The 17,989-nt window shown below is 36.2% G+C and carries 13 protein-coding genes; 7 read left to right on the forward strand and 6 right to left on the reverse strand.

Annotated features, from left to right (window positions below):
* Nucleotides 1-32 precede the first annotated feature (32 nt).
* The 4 genes from ACNFU2_RS18060 to ACNFU2_RS18075 form a co-directional block, all read right to left on the reverse strand.
* Nucleotides 33-1,505 (reverse strand): peptide MFS transporter, encoded by a 1,473-nt coding sequence (locus ACNFU2_RS18060; RefSeq protein ID WP_418122567.1) that lies wholly within the window; start codon nt 1,503-1,505, stop codon nt 33-35.
* Nucleotides 1,506-1,609: 104 nt separating this feature from the next.
* Nucleotides 1,610-3,364 carry a peptide MFS transporter gene (locus tag ACNFU2_RS18065; protein ID WP_172283843.1) on the reverse strand — a complete coding sequence of 585 codons (1,755 nt, stop codon included), beginning with the start codon at nt 3,362-3,364 and terminating at the stop codon, nt 1,610-1,612.
* Between the two features lie 133 nt (nt 3,365-3,497).
* A complete protein-coding gene (locus ACNFU2_RS18070) occupies nt 3,498-5,153 on the reverse strand; it encodes a peptide MFS transporter (RefSeq protein WP_172283845.1) in 1,656 nt (551 codons plus the stop codon).
* Nucleotides 5,154-5,299: 146 nt separating this feature from the next.
* The gene (locus ACNFU2_RS18075) at nt 5,300-7,429 is read right to left on the reverse strand and encodes a S9 family peptidase (RefSeq protein ID WP_273650768.1); all 2,130 of its coding nucleotides are present in this window, start codon (nt 7,427-7,429) and stop codon (nt 5,300-5,302) included.
* A 120-nt stretch (nt 7,430-7,549) separates the two neighbouring features.
* Here ACNFU2_RS18075 and ACNFU2_RS18080 point away from each other — a divergent pair, with 120 nt between their 5' ends.
* Together ACNFU2_RS18080 and ACNFU2_RS18085 are read left to right on the forward strand one after the other, a co-directional pair.
* Nucleotides 7,550-8,023: a hypothetical protein gene (locus tag ACNFU2_RS18080; RefSeq protein ID WP_172283848.1), complete on the forward strand. Its 474-nt coding sequence runs from the start codon at nt 7,550-7,552 to the stop codon at nt 8,021-8,023.
* 12 nt (nt 8,024-8,035) lie between these two features.
* On the forward strand, nt 8,036-8,221 hold the full coding sequence (locus ACNFU2_RS18085; RefSeq protein ID WP_172283850.1) for a DUF6496 domain-containing protein: 186 nt from the start codon (nt 8,036-8,038) through the stop codon (nt 8,219-8,221).
* A gap of 109 nt (nt 8,222-8,330) precedes the next feature.
* Here ACNFU2_RS18085 and glgP read toward each other — a convergent pair whose 3' ends face one another.
* Complete coding sequence (gene glgP / locus ACNFU2_RS18090; RefSeq protein ID WP_273650769.1) at nt 8,331-9,989, reverse strand: alpha-glucan family phosphorylase; 1,659 nt, start codon at nt 9,987-9,989, stop codon at nt 8,331-8,333.
* Nucleotides 9,990-10,189: 200 nt separating this feature from the next.
* Between glgP and ACNFU2_RS18095 the strand changes: the two genes are divergently transcribed.
* From ACNFU2_RS18095 to ACNFU2_RS18115, 5 genes are all read left to right on the forward strand, one after another.
* Entirely contained in the window at nt 10,190-10,987 is a 798-nt protein-coding gene (locus tag ACNFU2_RS18095) for a hypothetical protein (RefSeq protein ID WP_273650770.1), read from the forward strand.
* A 162-nt stretch (nt 10,988-11,149) separates the two neighbouring features.
* A complete protein-coding gene (locus tag ACNFU2_RS18100; protein WP_418122571.1) occupies nt 11,150-13,249 on the forward strand; it encodes a gliding motility-associated C-terminal domain-containing protein in 2,100 nt (699 codons plus the stop codon).
* Nucleotides 13,250-13,319: 70 nt separating this feature from the next.
* Nucleotides 13,320-13,910, forward strand: a complete 591-nt coding sequence (locus ACNFU2_RS18105; protein ID WP_273650772.1) for a DUF1572 domain-containing protein — start codon at nt 13,320-13,322, stop codon at nt 13,908-13,910.
* A 68-nt stretch (nt 13,911-13,978) separates the two neighbouring features.
* Nucleotides 13,979-15,325, forward strand: coding sequence for a tRNA (N(6)-L-threonylcarbamoyladenosine(37)-C(2))-methylthiotransferase MtaB (gene mtaB, locus ACNFU2_RS18110; protein ID WP_418122573.1), 1,347 nt, complete (start codon nt 13,979-13,981; stop codon nt 15,323-15,325).
* A gap of 287 nt (nt 15,326-15,612) precedes the next feature.
* Nucleotides 15,613-17,130, forward strand: coding sequence for an FMN-binding glutamate synthase family protein (locus ACNFU2_RS18115; protein ID WP_172283861.1), 1,518 nt, complete (start codon nt 15,613-15,615; stop codon nt 17,128-17,130).
* Between the two features lie 60 nt (nt 17,131-17,190).
* On the opposite strand, the gene ACNFU2_RS18120 is transcribed toward ACNFU2_RS18115, so the two are convergent.
* Nucleotides 17,191-17,943, reverse strand: coding sequence for a hypothetical protein (locus ACNFU2_RS18120; protein ID WP_273650774.1), 753 nt, complete (start codon nt 17,941-17,943; stop codon nt 17,191-17,193).
* Nucleotides 17,944-17,989 lie beyond the last annotated feature (46 nt).

Genomic DNA, 17,989 nt, shown 5'->3' on the forward strand with positions numbered 1-17,989 from the left:
ATTAATAAAATTAAGCATAATAAGCTTATATTTTATTTTACGTCTTGCATTAATTTTCTCACAAGCTTGGACATCAAAATTAATACCACACCAGCTATCAATGCATAGATTCCCAGAGTTTTATATCCGTCGGTATAAGCAATAAGTTTACTCATGTTGGTATTGCCGGTATTGGCCTCCGAAAAACTTGCTCCGATTTTACCGGCTGCAAACTGTCCGAATGCACTTGCCAGAAACCACAATCCCATCATCATTCCGAACATTTTCTTTGGTGATAGTTTTGTGATAATAGACATTCCGATCGGCCCCAAACATAATTCTCCGAAAGTAATGACCAGCCAGGTAAAGGTAAACAGATTAAGTGAAGATTTTCCATCAGCACCTGCAAAATATCTTAAACTATAAAATAAAAAGAATCCGGCTGCAAGGAATAAAAATCCAATCCCGAATTTGTTGATGGTATTCGGTTCTAATTTTCTTTTATTTAAACCAATCCATGCCAGCCCGATCAATGGACTGAAAATGATAATGAAAAATGAATTGGCACTATTATTAATAACATTAGGATCCATACCAAAGCCTAAAAGCTTATGTACAAGATTATCTTTTGCAAATAAAGATAATGAACCTCCGCTTTGCTCATAAATAGAGTTGAACACAAAGTACATGAAGATGAATATGAATGCGGCAACAAGCTTTTTCTGATAAGGTGTGGTTTGTTTTAATGTTTCTATGATAAAATATCCGACCGCAACAATTCCTATCAGGTACATAAAATAATCGGTATAATCCGTATTCTTTACCATGATAAAAGTTAGCGGCATACTTAGCAACGCTCCGATATAAACCAACACTTCACGAGTCGTTCTTTTGGATTGTGGAAGAGCCTGTAATGGAGAATCTCCGATAGGGCCTAAGGTTTTCTTTGTCGCAAAAAATGTAATCAAGCCTAAAATCATTACAACGGCAGCTGCAAGGAAACACCATGACCATGAATAATATTTCCCCAGATAAACACATAAGCCACCCCCAAGTAACCCACCAATATTAATACCTGCATAAAATAATCCATATCCTGCATCCCTTCTTGGGTCATCCTCCTTGTAAAGTTCTCCTACCATCGAAGAAATATTAGGTTTGAAAAAACCGGTACCAATGATTGAACAGGTAATTCCGAAATAAAAGAAATCATGGGGCGAAAAGGCAATAATAAGATTACCAATGGACATGATAAGTCCGCCAAAAACCAATGATCTTTTAAATCCCAGGATCTTGTCTGCAAAAATTCCCCCGATAAAGGTGAATGCATAAATGAAGGCCTGTATTGCTCCATATTGTAAATTGGCTTTATCTTCCAATAAGCCCAATTGGTCCACCATAAAAATGGTAAGAACTCCGCGCATCCCGTAAAAACAAAAACGCTCCCACATTTCTACTGTGAATAGCGTCCAAAGCTGTTTAGGATACTTGCCTTTAAAATCTTGTATTTCTTCTAATGTATACATAGTAAATGAAAATAAACGAAAAGCGGTTTCATTTTGAAACGGCGTGCTAATTTATAAAAAAACCTCTGACAAAGCAGAGGTTTTATAGTATTTTATTAATGCAACTACTTTACACCGTGCATCATTTTCTTTAAAATAGGTGAAATTAAACCTAAAATTACCGCAGCAATACCGCAAAGTACTACGAATACCATGAAGAATTGAAACAGGTTGTGAATTTCAAATCCGGCAAATGTAGGATTGTGTAATGGGAGCTGGGCTTTATCAAAAGCAGCTATTTGATCAGCTGTTAAAGTTACTTTTTTATCTAAAACATCCTGAAGGTTTACTCCGATTTCCTCCGCTTTTTTAAATTTATCACCTGTTGCAGGAATAAGAGCTCCTAACGAACCTGCTAAAGCATAACCTGCTGCATTGGAGATAAAGAAAACCCCGTATAGTAATGAAGCGAATCTTTTTGGAGCTAACTTACCTACTAGTGATAAACCAATAGGAGAAAGGCAAAGCTCACCGCATGTCTGGATGAAATACAATAGCATCAGCCATTTGATTGCTAACAAACCTGAGCTTCCAAGATCTTTTACATTGTGGGCAATGATGAAATAAGAAAGCGCAATTAATGCCAATCCCATAGCTTGCTTGAACGGAGATACAGGTTCTTTTCCTTTGGCTCTTAATTTGTCCCAGATCAAACTGAACGGAACGGCAAGTATAACAACAAAGATCCCGTTGAAGATCTGAACCATGGAAGGAGGCATATTCCAGCCTAAAATATTCCTGTCTGTCTGGTTATCCGCAATGAACGTCAGGGAAGAACCTGCCTGCTCAAAAGCGGCCCAGAAGAAAATAATAAAAAATGATACGATATAAATTACCCAGATTCTCTGTCTTTCCACTTTATTTTCAGCAGAAGTCATAATAAGGAATGCTAAAGCGATACCTGCCGCATAGATGAAAGGATAGATAATTCCTTTGATAAGCTGCCCCATCTCTACTGAATTGAATCCAAATTCTCCTACAAGAAGATATCTGAAAGCAAAAAATAAAACGACAAATATAAGCCCCGTTATTCCTAATGACGGACCTGAGAATTTAGCCGTTTGGGTTTCCCCTTCTTCAAAATCTGCACTTGTATTATGTTTTGGTAATCCTCCGATAGGTCTTCCTTCCGGAGTTACCACATATTTGTTTTTAAGGATGAAGAATGTTACCGTTCCGATAATCATGGCAATAGAAGCTGCAAGGAATCCCCATTTGAAGGCAAAAATATCTCTTACACCTGTTGCTGCATCTTTAACATCCCCAACGTATGGACAGATAAATTGCCCAAGGAATGCGCCGATATTGATTCCCATGTAGAAAATAGTAAAGGCAGAGTCCAGCTTTGATTTTTCCTGCTTGGGATAAAGGCTTCCAACCATTGAGGAGATATTCGGTTTAAAGAAACCGTTACCAAAAATGATAATGAACAAGGCAAGCCACATGATAAGCTTGGCACTTCCGATATCAGCAGAAAAAGTGGAGGCACTTATGAACAGTAAAAACTGACCAATGGCCATTAAGGATCCACCAATAATAATGGCATATCTGTTACCAATATATTTATCAGCAATAAATCCTCCTAAAAGAGGTGTTAAATAACACAAAGCTAAAAATCCTCCGTAAATGATCGCTGCATCAGCTTCTTTTATCAATAGGGAGTTTACCATAAAGAGCGTTAAAAGTGCTCTCATCCCATAAAAGTTGAAACGCTCCCACATTTCTGTTCCGAAAAGAACCCATAATCCTTTGGGATGTCTGGAGCTCTTATTCTCTACAAGTTCATCCGGTTTCGGACTTAATGCTTCAATATTATCCATTCTTATTGTTAATTTTTGTTAAGACTAGCAAATATAGTTTTTTTTGAGTTTTTGGCAAGATTTTAATTTTATATTTAAATAAAAAAGCTGTAGATCAATTCTACAGCTTTTATTATCTATTAAAAAGGGTTAATTAATGCCCTTTTTCTTTCATGATCCTGTTTAATCTTTTAAGCATTGAAAGCCCTAAAAGCGTAGCAAAAATCAATAAAGCAAAGTTAACCAGGAAATAATTCATCTTGTTATCATAGCTGTACCACGTACTTGCTAATATTCCTGATAACTTATTTCCGACTGAGTTGGCAAGGAAAAAACCACCCATCATCAATGCTGTAATTCTTGCAGGAGAAAGCTTAGAAACAAAAGAAAGTCCCATTGGGGAAAGGCAGAGTTCTCCTACTGTAATCACTCCATAACCAGCAACAAGCCACCATGGAGAAACTTTTACAGCTCCGTTATCTCCGGCCATTACTGCCAATACCATTACCAGGCAGGATAATGCGGAGATGAATAAGCCTAAAACAATTTTTGTAGGAGTAAGCGGCTCTTTTCCTTTTCTTCGTAATATTGCCCAAAATCCTACGATCAGAGGGGTTAAAGCAATAACCCAGAAAGGGTTTATGGATTGAAATAATTCAGTGTTGTATAAATAAACCTTATTTTTTGGATTTTTCTCTAATTCAGCACGTTGTTCAGAAGATATATTTTTAAAATAAACATCTTTCCCCTGCACCTTAATTGTATTTCCGTCTTTATCTTTCTGTGACTGGAATTGATTGTCATAAACAGGAACTTCTTTGTCCTCATAACTTTTACCATCTACCATATAGATATTCTCTAAAGGTTTTTCTATGGCTGCGGGAACACTTCGATCGGTATAATAATTCGCCCATCTTGTTAAAGCGGTTCCGTTTTGTTTAAAAACTGCCCAGAAAAACATACTGATCATAAAAACAGATAATAATGCTCCGATAGCCGTTTTTTCTTCCGGTTTTGCTTTAAAATAAAGAGAACCATAAAAATAGATGACAGGAATACATGCAAAAATAAATGCATCGGTGCTATCGCTTCCAAATATATTACCCGGAATAAACCATCCGATGGCTCCGGCAATAATAGCCGGTAAAAAAACCTTTATTAAGATTTCCGAAAGCTTAGTATCTCCTTCCTGAACAGGTTTCATCTGAGCTGCGTGGATATAGTGCTTCCTCCCAATAGTAAAAATGACCATTCCGATAAGCATTCCTACTCCGGCGGTAATGAAAGCTTCACCCCATCCAAATTTGTTACGCATGAAAGCAGCAATAATATTGCAGATAAATGCTCCTATGTTGATGCCCATATAGAAAATATTGTAACCAGAGTCCTTATTGGCTTTATAAGGTTCTTCAGAATATAGATTTCCGAGAAGGGTAGAAATGGTTGGCTTAAAAAAACCGTTTCCGATGATAATAAGTGCCAGAGAAGTGTAGAATAAAGGGAGATCCTTGAAAACGCCCATTCCTATATATCCAGCAGCCATCAGAATTCCTCCCAGATAAATAGATTTGATATATCCCAAAACCCTGTCTGCCAAGAAACCTCCAATAAACGGGGTTAGATAGGTAAGTGCAATATAGGTCCCGAAAATATCGTCAGCGGTTTTGTCCGGTAATCCCAGACCTCCTTTTAAACCGGTAGGTTCAATAACATACAAAACAAAAATTCCGAGAATCAAGTAGTACCCGAACCTTTCCCACATTTCGGTAAAAAATAGAAAAGGCAGGCCTTTAGGATGTTTAGTCTTCATCTATACAAATTTCAAATTTCCCAAAAATAAGTTTTTAATTTTAATTGATAAAATAAATTACTCTTTAGAAAAACGATAAATGAAATGAATATTAAAAAACCTTCTAACGTAAATCAGAAGGTTTAATAAATATTTTTAACGATGGATTATAAATTATTAAGGATAAAATCCGTCATTTTTTGATAGAGCTGAGGTCTTGTTTGTCCGCCACTAATTCCGTGGTTTTTATCAGGATATGCCATGAAATCAAATTGCTTTTTGTTTTGGATCAAGGCCTCCGAGAATTCCATAGAATTCTGAAAATGTACATTATCATCGGCAGTACCATGGATTAGTAGAAATTTACCTTTGAGCAGTTTAGAGTATTCTGTTGGAGAATTTTTATCATAACCGTCAGCATTTTCCTGTGGAGTTCTCATGAATCTTTCCGTATAAACAGAATCATAATACCTCCAGTTGGTAACCGGAGCAACAGCAATTCCTGCTTTGAAGACGTCGGCTCCTTTTGTCATAGCCAAACTTGTCATATATCCACCAAAGCTCCATCCGAACATTCCGATTCTGCTTTTATCAATATAAGATTGATTTCCAAACCATTTCGCAGCGGTAATCTGGTCTTCAATTTCATATTTTCCGAGGTTCATATATGTTACCTTTTTATATTGAGCTCCCTTGTAACCAGTACCACGTCCGTCTACACACGCTACAATATATCCTTTCTGAACCAAATGATTGAACCACAGTGTATTTCCTTGATCCCAAGAATTAGAAACCTGCTGAGAACCGGGCCCGGAGTATTGGAACATAAATAAAGGATATTTTTTATTCGGATCAAAGTTTTTAGGTTTTATGATCCATGCATTCATCTGATCACCTGCATTATTTGGAATGGTAATGAATTCCTTCACGGCAAAATTATCTGCTTGTAATTTTTGAAGCTGGTCGTTATTGTTCTGAAGTTCTTTTACTGTTTTACCATTACCGTCCTTAAGTACAAAAGTATAAGGCTTTGAAACAGAGGAGGAGGTTTCAATGAAATAATTATAGTTTTTGCTGAAATTAGCAGAGTTATTTCCTTCTGTATTGGAGATCAGCTGTGATTTCCCATTCTCAATATTGATTTTGGATACTACCTTGTTAATACTTCCTTTTTCAGTGGTCTGAACATAGATTTCTTTAGATTTTGGATTGTAGCCATAATAATCAGTTACCTCCCAGTTTCCTTTTGTAACCTGCTTCTTCAGTTTACCATCTTTGTCATACCAATATAGATGACGGTGCCCGTCTCTTTCTGATCCCCAAAGGAAAGAATCATCCTCCAGGAATTCCAATGTTGGACTGTCCGTATCAATCCACTTATCATCTGTTTCTGTAAATAATTTTTGAACAGCACCGGTTTTTGTATTAACTTTTAAAACATCAGAAGCGTTTTGTATTCTTTCTGAAGTAATCAAAACCATTTCGTCAGGTTTTGCTGTCTGAAATACATTGGGAATATAATAATTCTTGAAGGATCCAAGATTTAATGGCATTGTTTTTCCTGAATCAAGACGGTATAATTGAGCTGATACAACAGAATTCTTTTCTCCGGCCTTTGGATATTTATAACGCATTTCTGTCGGATAAAGAGTTTTACCATAAATAGGAATATAAATTTCCGGAACCTGGCTTTCATCTGATTTTATGAAAACAATGGCATCCGAATTTTTGGTCCATTCATACTGTCTTGCATGTCCGAATTCTTCTTCATATACCCAGTCAGCAAGTCCATTGATAATTGAGTTTTTCTTTCCGTCCGTCGTTATCTGAGTGATCTTTCCGGAATTCAGATCCTGAAAAAACAGGTTATTGTCTGCAATAAATGCCAGTTTAGATGCATCCGGTGAAAACCTGGGCTCCTGAACGGGTTTCCCTTCATTAACAGAAATGATTTTCCCTGATTTAAGGTCTTTAACTTCAAATTTCCCTAAAAACGAATGTCTATAAATAGGCTGTCTTTCTTTAAGCAAAAGAATTTTGGATTCATCATCGGAAAACTCATAGCTTTCAAACTGCCCGTCTACTATATTACCTTCTTTTTGAGAATTTTTATAAGAATATTTTGCGATACCGCCTTGCTCAATAACCAGGTAGTTTTCTCCGTTTTTCATGGAAGTAATTCCGGCAATGCCTTTCCCACGGTAATATCCTGAATATATTTTATCTAATGTGATTTCTTGTGCAGATAGATTTTGAAGAGCTATGGCAACACCAAGACTTAATAGGATTTTTTTCATTTCTAATTTTAAACAGATTCAAAGATAATAATTTTATCAAACGCACAAAAAAGCTTTTTAATATAAGGCTTTGGCAAAAAAATTGAATGTATTATTACAAATCAAGCTAAAATAATAATTATGGAAACGAATGCATTCAATCAGAAATTAAATCGTTACGTTTTGAATGATCAAATAGTGTATACGGGTTTTTCGAGCTTTAAAGATGCTGAAGCATGTGCACAGAAAAAGGGCGGAACTTTAGTGGAAGTAAGCTTTAAAGATGGAAATGATAATCCGCAGATTTCAGATGAAGCAGGGCTTATTGAAAAAAAATTACATTATTATGTATATGCAGGTGATGAATATAAATTTATCCATTCCTCAGATCCGGGATTCAGAAAATACGCAGACGATCTGCAGAAAATAAAAGCTAAGATGCGTCAGGATGCTCCTGACGAAAGATATTTAGCCAATTTTGAAATTGAAAATGCAGAAGATCCGATTATTGTGATCAAAAATGATCGTTTGGAATCGGTTACTTCAAGAGAGCGTTCAAAATATTTGAAACACGCTGAAGTTTATGAAATAGGGGTATCCCTGCCAAAATCTTAAAAAAATAGGATCATGAGCAAGACAAAATATTCAGATAAAGCTCAGGAAAAAGTAGGAAAAGTAATGCACGAATTCAAAGAGGGTAAATTAAAATCTTCTTCTGGAAAAAAAGTGACAAGTAAGAAACAAGCTGTTGCAATCGGAATTTCTGAGGCAAGAGAGAAAGGCTTGAAAGTCCCTAAAAAGAAAAAAGACTAACTTAAAATAAAAGCTGCCGGAGAATTCTCCGGCAGCTTTTATTTATAATATTGACCTAAAAATTATAAGGGTCTCAATTTTTTAAATTTCTCAATTCAGCAATTTCACCCTAATAATTATACAGCATGCTATAGTATTCATCAGCCATTCTATCGCTGTTAAACTGATGCTTAACATCGTCCATGGCATTGTACTGTATTTTCCTCCAGCTGTCTGCATTATCGTAGTAGGTTGGGAGGATCTGGTTTTCCAGGATTTCATATAACTGGTTTAAATCATAGTTGTCCTGTTCGTAGATGCTCATATTCAGGTAATCTGCTTTTTGAACGACAAAAGAGTTTTGCCCGTGTCTTGCAAACTCAGGAATCCAGCCGTCATCTGTCGAAAGATTTACAGAACCATTCATAGCTGCAGTCATTCCTGAAGTTCCTGAAGCTTCTCTTGGAACCCTGGGATTATTCAACCATAGGTCTGAACCCTGTTTTAGTGATTTGCTTAAAGAAAGCTCATAACCTGTAAGGACAGCCATGTTTTTATGATTTTTACTTTCTTCTACCAGTGTATTGAACGTAGAAATGGCAGAATAATCCATTGGATAGGGTTTCCCTGCCCAAATTATCTGAACAGGATGTTCAGGATTATTCAATAACTTGTAAAATCTGTCCTTATCGTGCAAAAGCAGATCAGCACGTTTATAACCTGCAAATCTCCTTGCCCAGACTATAGTAAAAATGTTTGGATTGAAAAGATTTCCTGTTTGATCGGCAACGATTTTAAAGAGTCTCTTTTTTAAATATTTTTTACGGTAATCAAATGCCTGATCGTCTCTTTCATCTTTGGAGTTGTAGAGGCGCTTATCTGCCCAGTATTTAAATTCCTGGGCGTTGGTGATTGATTTGATTTCGCAAATTCCGGGATATTTACTCCACATTGCTCTGGAAACCACACCGTGAAGTTGTGAAACACCATTGGCAACTTTAGCCATTTTTAATGCACAAAGAGAATGATTGAAACGTTCATCATCTACTCCTTCTATGCTTTTGGCTTCTTCCATACTAAAGCCTGAAAAATAAGACATGTCATAACATAATTTCAGATTATGTTTTTCATTTCCCGCTTCTTCAGGAGTGTGCGTTGTGAAAACAAGTTTCTCTTTTACTTTGCTTAAATCTCCATTGTATTTTCTTAATAAATAAAATGCAGCGGGTAGGGCATGTGCTTCATTCAGATGATAAATATCTCTTTCCAGATTCATTTCGTCCAGTAATTGGGCACCTCCTTTTCCCAGTAATATATATTGAGCCAGCTTTGTCGATTCATTGGCATCATATAGTTTATGACAGATTGTTTTTGAAACGTGGTCATTTTCCGGTACATCTGTTGATAGAAAAAACATAGGGGCGGTATGGAAAATTTCAGGATCAAGATACCATACTTTCACCCAAACAGGAGCGCTGTGGATTTCAATTTGGAATTTTATTCCGGTATCTTCCAAAAAACTATACATTTTTTTTGTCCATACCGGCTGTAGTGTCTGATCGTGGTTTCTTGCCTGATCATAGTATCCGAATTTCCAGAGTATTCCTATTCCTATAAAATCCTGCTTTAAATTATAGGCGCTTCTCATGTGTGAACCGGCTAAAAAGCCCAGTCCTCCGGAATATATTTTTAAAACCTGTTCAATGGCAAATTCCATTGAAAAATAGGCAACTTTTTTTGAATATTGGGGATTGGTATTAAAAGGTATTTTAAAGTTTTTAAAATCCATGTATCACAATTTTGTATTTAAAAGCCAAAGGTATTGAATATGAAAGTAAACTATACATTAATTATTTGACAATTTATTTTTAAAAATATCTGTTGAATAGTTTTTTTGCTTACCTTTAAGTGTAATTTTTTGATAATCAAAAACTTCTCAGATGAAACTTTAGGTTCCATGTTTTATTAACCATTAATAAAAAGGCAGTCATGAAAAAGGTGTTTTCCGATGAAGATTTAATCAAGAATCTAAGCTTATATTACCTGAATCGACATTTGAAAAAAAAGCCGATAGAAAAGTATCATCGTAAAATAGACGAATCTCAGCTTCATGACCGCGAAAAGTATAAGAAAAAATCAGAAATTTTACTGTTAAATTCTTTTATGCATCATTTTCCTGATGTTAAATTTGAAAACCTTACCTGTGAAAGTCCCGACTTTATCGCTAATTTAAATGATAAAAAAATTGGGATAGAACTCACTGAGGTGATCAATCATTTGGAAATGAAGAAGATAGAAAGTAATCTTAACAAGATTTTCCGTCAGGCTGAAATATTATTAGAACAAGAAGACACTACGAAATATCGTGGTGTTTATTTTTTAGAATTTCATTCGGATTTCAGGTTTGATAATCCCGAGGAACAGCAGGAAAGTATTCTTGCCATCTGTAAGAGCATAAAGAAAAACAAACCGGTAGGCTGCGTTAAAAAAATCAGGAAGTCTTTTCATCGTAGAAATGTATTTATTACACATGAATACAGTATGAATTTATTTGATGAATTATGCTCGGATAAAATACTTGAACTGATTGAGAAAAAGAATGAAAAATTTCCTTATTACGACACTTCAGTAGACGAATGCTGGCTTGTGATCGTTTCAGATATGAATTCTATTGCATCGCGATATACCTTTATTCAGGATAAAGAACATCTGAATGAAGTCAAAAGTCCTTTTCACAAAATTTTCCATCTTGAGAATTTATGTGGGAATTTGACAAGTATAAAATAATTCTTTAATAGATGTGTTTTTGTTTAATAATTACATATTTTTAATATGTATTGTTAATGATTTTTGCTATTTTATAAATTTTAATGAAATAATAAGTATATTTGATATATGTGTTGTGTATTGATTTAATTATTGATTAATTTCTAACAAAAGCATGTATTCATGAGGAAAAATTTACTTATTATTTTTTTATTGATCTCACAAATCCTCTTTTCCCAGGCAGATTGTTCATCTGCATTATCGGTTTGTGGAAATTCAAGCATTACATATTCTCCCACAGGAATTGGAGCTGTAAATGAAAATTTAGGAGGGTGCTTAATAACAGGCGAGCACAATTCAATTTGGTATAAACTTACTATTGCCACTGGCGGAACGCTTACTTTTGATTTGGTGCCCAATGATCCGGATGCGGATTATGATTGGGCTATTTATGGTCCTAATGTAGCTTGCGGAAGTTTAGGATCTCCTATACGCTGTAATGCTGCAACTGTGATTGGTGTAGGTCCGTCTACAGGATTAAATATGACAAGTACGATTGTAGACGCTCCCGGAGGATCACTGACTCCTTATTGTAAATATTTAGATGTTTTGCCAGGTCAGACTTATTATTTATATATAGATAACTGGGTGGGTGCTGCCAGTACTACAATGGCTCCGTTTTCTTTGACCTGGGGAGGTACTGCTGCTTTGGCATCTCCTTTCACGGACCCTGCAATACAGCCATATCCATTTGTCCCTCCGGGGGTTCCTGCGGCTAATCCGGCTGACCCACGTGAAGTTATTATATGTAATAGTCCGGCTGTTTTTGATTTCAGTACTTTGACGGCAGGCATTCTTAATGCGAACCCTAATTTCCAGATAACATACCATACTTCACAAAATGATGCCCTTTCCGGTGCAAGCCCGATTTTAACTCCCATTACTGTTAATACAACAACAACTTATTATTTCAGTATACATTATCAGGATCCTGCGAATCCCAACAATCCAATCAATTCATGCAGGCAGGTGGGTGCCTTTAAATTTAAGCTGGGAAATATAACAGGGAATAACGTTTCTTTATTTGCCTGCAACAATAATAATGCGGGTACGGCAACATTTGATCTTACAACTGCTGCTGTTTTTGGTGATCCTACAGCAGTTAAAAAATATTATCCGTCTTTAAACGATCTTAATGCAGGTACTAATGAAATTCTGAATCCTTCTGCATATGTATCTGCTGAAGCAACAGTATATGTAAAAATAATTTCCCAGCTGGGATGTATTGGAACAGGGATGATTTATCTTAAGTTTTATCCTGTGGTGGTTGTAAATGATGCTATTTTGAGATCATGTTTTATTGAAGGCGCCTCCTCTACAGCGTCTTTTAATCTTACCGCCGCATCGGTTACTACACAGGCACCCGTAACCAAGAAATATTATCCTTCACTTACTGACGCGGTGAATGGAACAAATGAAATCGCAACACCGTCTGCGTACATCGCTTCTAATGGTGTGGTATACATAAAAGTATTCAATTCAAATAATTGTTTTGCCGTCGCAAAAGTTACTCTAGCTGTGCTCCCACCGGTAAAATCGACAGTCCTTACTGATAAAACCATCTGTATGGAGGATACTACCACATTGGATGCCGGTCCCGGCTTCGATTCATACCTCTGGAGTACAGGTGCTACAACCCAGGCGATCACAAATGTAAGCGTAGGGACTTATTGGGTGAAACTAAAAACAGGAGAATGTATCACAACTCAGGAGGTAAAAGTGTATGCAAGTGAGCAGCCGGTAATATCCAATATTGATATTTCGACCAACACTATTACAGTTACGGTTAACGGAGGAACACCTCCTTATCAATATTCATTAGATAATATCAACTGGCAGACTTCTAATGTATTTAGCAATGTACCGAGAGGAGATAGCCAGGTCTATGTAAAGGATTCTTATGACTGTGATCCAATTGATATTACAGTGGTGGTACCGAACCTGATCAATGTAATTACTCCGAATAATGATGGAATTAATGATGTAATTGATTATTCAGCGCTGGCCCACAAACAAAATTTAATATTGAGTATCTTCGACAGATATGGTAATAAGGTTCACCAGGCCGACAAAACAAATGGATATAAATGGGATGGTACTACTAATGGTAGTAAAAAGGTTCCTACTGGGACATATTGGTACTCGGTAACCTGGAACGAAAATGATAAGAAAAATACACCGGTTAAATTCTCAAGCTGGATACTGGTGAAAAACAGGGATTAATATTTGATAATCATAAAAAAAACCATCCTAAAAAGATGGTTTTTTCTTTCAATATTTTTAAATTTAATGAATGAAAGAATTATTTATCAAACGATTCAGTTATTATAAATCTCTCGGAGACAGGGCTTTTGAACAACTGTCAGAAGAGCAGCTATTCTGGCAGTTTAATAACGAGAGCAATTCCATTGCAGTAATTGTAAAGCATGTTGCAGGAAATATGATTTCCCGATGGACGAATTTTTTAACAGAAGATGGAGAAAAAGAATATAGAAACCGCGATGAAGAATTTGTCAATGCATTTAAAACAAAGGAGGAGGTTATCAATTTCTGGGAAAAAGGCTGGAGTTGTTTATTGAATGCATTAGATCAGATCACTGATGAAAACCTGTATGCTACGATTTATATTAGAGGAGAAGGGCATACGGTTTTAGATGCTGTTTTTCGTCAGCTGGCCCATTATCCCTATCATATCGGGCAGATCGTTTATATTGCTAAAATGATAAAAAATGATGATTGGAAAACGCTTTCGATTCCAAGAAATGAATCTCAGGAGTTCAACATGGAAATGAAAAATAAATGGAATAATACTGAATTTAAAGGTAATTCCTCACCTGTTTGTTTTGAAAATAACCCGGAAGTCAGAGACGATTACAAACAATAGACCGAATCAATTTAGAGTCTTTATTTAAATTACTATCTTTGCACTCATAAAATTCAGGACTGATAAAAATGTCAAATTTTCATAAAACCGCCGCATTTCATACCCTTGGCTGCAAATTAAATTTTGCGGAAACATCTACTATTGCTCGTCAATTAACAGATGCCGGATATGATAAGGTAGGTTTTGATGATAAGGCTGATGTTTATGTGATCAATACCTGTTCCGTTACTGAAAATGCAGATCGTGAGTGTAAACTTCATGTAAAAAGAGCAATGAAAGCGAATCCAGAAGGACTGGTTGTTATTGTTGGTTGCTATGCTCAGCTCAAGCCTGAAGAAATTTCACAGATTAATGGAGTTGATTTGGTATTAGGTGCCAAAGAAAAGTTCAATATCCTGAGTTATCTTGACGATTTAGAAAAATCTGAAAGTGAGGGAATTGTTCATTCCTGTGAGATTGAAGAAACCGACTTTTTTATAGGAAGCTATTCAATCGGTGACAGAACAAGAGCCTTTTTGAAAGTTCAGGACGGTTGCGATTATAAATGTACCTATTGTACCATTCCTTTAGCAAGAGGGATTTCAAGATCAGATACGATCGATAGTGTTCTTAATAATGCTAAAGAAATTGCAGCAAAAGATATCAAAGAAATTGTCCTTACCGGAGTGAATATTGGGGATTATGGAAAAGGTGAATTCGGGAATAAAAGACATGAGCATACTTTTCTGGACCTGATTTCTGAGCTTGATCAGGTAGATGGGATCGAGAGAATACGTATTTCGTCTATTGAACCTAATCTTCTGAAAGATGAGAGCATTGAACTGGTTTCCAGAAGCAGAAGCTTTGTTCCTCATTTTCATATTCCTTTACAATCCGGATGCGATGATTTGTTGAAAAAAATGAAGCGACGTTATTTAACAAAGCTTTACCGGGATAGGGTGCATAAAATTCGTGAAGTCATGCCTCATGCGGCTATTGGTGTTGATGTGATTGTCGGATTCCCTGGAGAAACTGAAGAAAAGTTCATGGAAACCTATAACTTCCTTAATGATCTTCCCATCAGTTATCTTCATGTTTTCACTTATTCTGAAAGAGAAAATACCGAAGCAGCAGATATGGAAGGGGTTGTTCCCATCCCTGAAAGAAAAAAACGCAACAAAATGTTGAGGATCCTTTCGGAAAAGAAAAAAATGTCATTTTATCAAACTCAGCTAGGAAAAACACTTCCGGTCCTTTGGGAGCATGAAAATAAAGATGGCAAGATGTATGGTTTCACTGAAAACTACGTAAGAGTCCAAAAAGATTTTGACCAGGCATCGATTAACCAGATTGAATTTTTAAAACTTGAAAAAATAGAAGCTGACGGTACGGTTTCAGTACTTAATTCTTTTGAGAGCTTTTTAGAAAAGGTATAGCCTTTTTATCTCCTTTCTTATTCATATTATTACAGACTTCTCATCATTATTGATGAGGATAGAAAGCAAATTGTCATTACCAAAATTCAAAGAGGATTTCGTATCTTATAGATTTCGAAAGTGCATTGGACGGCACGATTTTGCTGATTTGTCTTAAGATATAAATTTCATGCTCCTATTGAAAACTGAAAAAAACAAAAAATACAATAATTTGAACCGTTTTTAATGGAGCTGAATGCGGGAAAGTATTCTGTATTTTTTTAACTTTGATAAAATTCAAAAACGATATGAGAGATAAATTTTTGCTTTGGGGTGCTATAATTTTAGTTGTAGCCTGGGCTATCGCTTTCTTGATAAAAGCGGATTGGTGGATTCCTATTTTACTTACTATTATTTATGCTGTTGGAGTTTATAATGTTACACAATCAAAGCATGCAATTTTAAGAAACTTTCCTGTTTTAGGATATTTCAGATACTTTTTTGAAAGCATTTCTCCTGAAATGCAACAATATTTTATTGAGAGGGAAACAGATGGGAAGCCTTTTCCCAGAAATCAACGTTCAGCTGTTTACCGGCGTGCAAAAAACCTTAGCGACACCGTGGCATTCGGAACACAACTGGAGGTTAATCACAGAAAATATGAAGGGATTAAGCATTCTATATATGCTAAATCGCCATCCGAAGAATTACCAAGAGTATGGGTAGGAGGGGAACAGTGTACGCAACCTTACCATGCGTCGTTATTTAATATTTCAGCGATGAGTTTTGGAGCATTAAGTGACAGGGCACAGATTTCACTGAACAGGGGTGCGAAAAAAGGTAATTTTTATCATAATACAGGGGAAGGAGGTATTTCCCCACATCACCTGGAAGGAGGTGATTTATGCTGGCAAATAGGGACAGGATATTTTGGATGCAGGGATGAAGAAGGAAAGTTTAATCCGGATCTCTTTATAAAGTATTCTACATTGCCTAATGTGAAAATGATTGAGATTAAATTATCTCAGGGGGCAAAGCCGGGACATGGGGGAGTTTTGCCGGGAGTAAAAAATACACCCGAAATTGCAAAGATTCGTCACGTAACACCTGGAGTAACCGTGATTTCGCCACCATCGCACTCTGCTTTTTCCAATGCAGCAGGTTTATTGAGATTTGTACAGCAACTAAGAGAACTTTCCGGAGGAAAGCCTGTAGGGTTTAAGCTTTGTATAGGAGATACAAAAGAATTTGAAGACATCTGTGTTCAGATGAATGTGTTAAAAATATATCCGGACTTTATTACCATAGATGGAGCCGAAGGAGGTACGGGTGCTGCACCACCGGAATTTTCAGATGGCGTAGGAATGCCTTTGGAACCGGCGTTGATTTTTGTAAATAAAACACTTAACAATTATAATGTTAGAAAAAAGCTAAGGGTCATTGCCAGTGGTAAAGTATTGACAAGTCTTGATATTTTAAGAGCGGTGGCGATGGGAGCTGACATGTGTAATAATGCCAGAGGATTTATGTTCTCACTGGGATGTATACAGGCGCTCAGATGTAATACCAATAATTGTCCTACAGGTGTTGCTACGCAGGATAAGATGCTGATCAAGGGACTGGATGTTACAGATAAAAGTGAAAGAGTATATCATTTTCATAAAAATACCCTTCATACGTGTAATGAGTTGATTGCCGCAGCAGGACGTAGTTCTTATGAAGAAGTAGATGCATCCATGTTTATGAGGGGAGATGAATTCGATCATCTTGCGGATCTTTATTTTCCGGATATTTTAGGAAATGTAAGACAGAAAACAAGAATGTAGATAAATAAAAAGCGCTTCAGTTATTCTGAAGCGCTTTTTTTATTGATGTTTTACTTTTACTTATTCATTTGCAGGTCTATCTGATGTTCCATACACCTGGAAATTAAATACAAATGTCCTGTTTTGAAGAGAATATCCCGTATAGTTATAATGGGCCTCTCTTCCAAAAGCAGCTCTGGAAGGAACAATAATTACTCCCTGCAGGTTATAAGGAGCCCCATCTGTTAAAGCAGGTGATGCTGCTTTGAAAAACTTCAACCCTTCCTGGAATCCTTCTATTTCATAGTATTTTCTCTCTCTTGCTACTGCAGGAAGGTTTTTATCATTTATAACTGCTTGCTTTACATAATACCACATAGGATCCGAAAGGGGAGATCCAGTTCCGTTTACTGTATTGACAAGGCTTGGGGAAACTGAAGATGCTACAAGTGCTACTGTTCCGTCTGTATTGGTCGCCAGATAATAATTTGCTCTTACCATCATCCTAAGAACATCGGTAGCGCCTATTGTTTTTGCCGGAGAAGGCTGTGCACCTGCTCTTACGATGTACACAACTCCTGAAGGAAGTTTTACAGGATTTAATTCTGCTAGCTTCTTCTCATGGTCATCAATGGTATCAGTAGCACTGAAAGCTTTTATATTTCCTTGGGTATCAAGATAGTTGTCGTTCAGGAACTTTTGGATAGCCTGATCATCATAGGTATTTCTTACTGCTACATCATCGGGCTCAACAAATGTTTGTGCCTCATCATCTTTTTTACAAGCAGAAAAACAAAGAGATCCTGCAAGGATATATAAAAATATTTTTTTCATTTCAAAAACTTTAATTACTTTACAAATAATATAACGGCAAAAGTAT

Origin of the sequence: Chryseobacterium sp. PTM-20240506 (assembly GCF_048296755.1) — a bacterium.
GTDB classification, from domain to species: domain Bacteria; phylum Bacteroidota; class Bacteroidia; order Flavobacteriales; family Weeksellaceae; genus Chryseobacterium; species Chryseobacterium proteolyticum.

What these genes read in the sequence shown, in the direction of transcription:
- ACNFU2_RS18060 (WP_418122567.1), bottom strand. Translation starts at nt 1,505, where the DNA reads ATGTATACATTAGAAGAAATACAAGATTTTAAAGGCAAGTATCCTAAA.
- ACNFU2_RS18065 (WP_172283843.1), bottom strand. Translation starts at nt 3,364, where the DNA reads ATGGATAATATTGAAGCATTAAGTCCGAAACCGGATGAACTTGTAGAG.
- ACNFU2_RS18070 (WP_172283845.1), bottom strand. Translation starts at nt 5,153, where the DNA reads ATGAAGACTAAACATCCTAAAGGCCTGCCTTTTCTATTTTTTACCGAA.
- ACNFU2_RS18075 (WP_273650768.1), bottom strand. Translation starts at nt 7,429, where the DNA reads ATGAAAAAAATCCTATTAAGTCTTGGTGTTGCCATAGCTCTTCAAAAT.
- ACNFU2_RS18080 (WP_172283848.1), top strand. Translation starts at nt 7,550, where the DNA reads ATGGAAACGAATGCATTCAATCAGAAATTAAATCGTTACGTTTTGAAT.
- ACNFU2_RS18085 (WP_172283850.1), top strand. Translation starts at nt 8,036, where the DNA reads ATGAGCAAGACAAAATATTCAGATAAAGCTCAGGAAAAAGTAGGAAAA.
- glgP (WP_273650769.1), bottom strand. Translation starts at nt 9,989, where the DNA reads ATGGATTTTAAAAACTTTAAAATACCTTTTAATACCAATCCCCAATAT.
- ACNFU2_RS18095 (WP_273650770.1), top strand. Translation starts at nt 10,190, where the DNA reads ATGAAAAAGGTGTTTTCCGATGAAGATTTAATCAAGAATCTAAGCTTA.
- ACNFU2_RS18100 (WP_418122571.1), top strand. Translation starts at nt 11,150, where the DNA reads ATGAGGAAAAATTTACTTATTATTTTTTTATTGATCTCACAAATCCTC.
- ACNFU2_RS18105 (WP_273650772.1), top strand. Translation starts at nt 13,320, where the DNA reads ATGAAAGAATTATTTATCAAACGATTCAGTTATTATAAATCTCTCGGA.
- mtaB (WP_418122573.1), top strand. Translation starts at nt 13,979, where the DNA reads ATGTCAAATTTTCATAAAACCGCCGCATTTCATACCCTTGGCTGCAAA.
- ACNFU2_RS18115 (WP_172283861.1), top strand. Translation starts at nt 15,613, where the DNA reads ATGAGAGATAAATTTTTGCTTTGGGGTGCTATAATTTTAGTTGTAGCC.
- ACNFU2_RS18120 (WP_273650774.1), bottom strand. Translation starts at nt 17,943, where the DNA reads ATGAAAAAAATATTTTTATATATCCTTGCAGGATCTCTTTGTTTTTCT.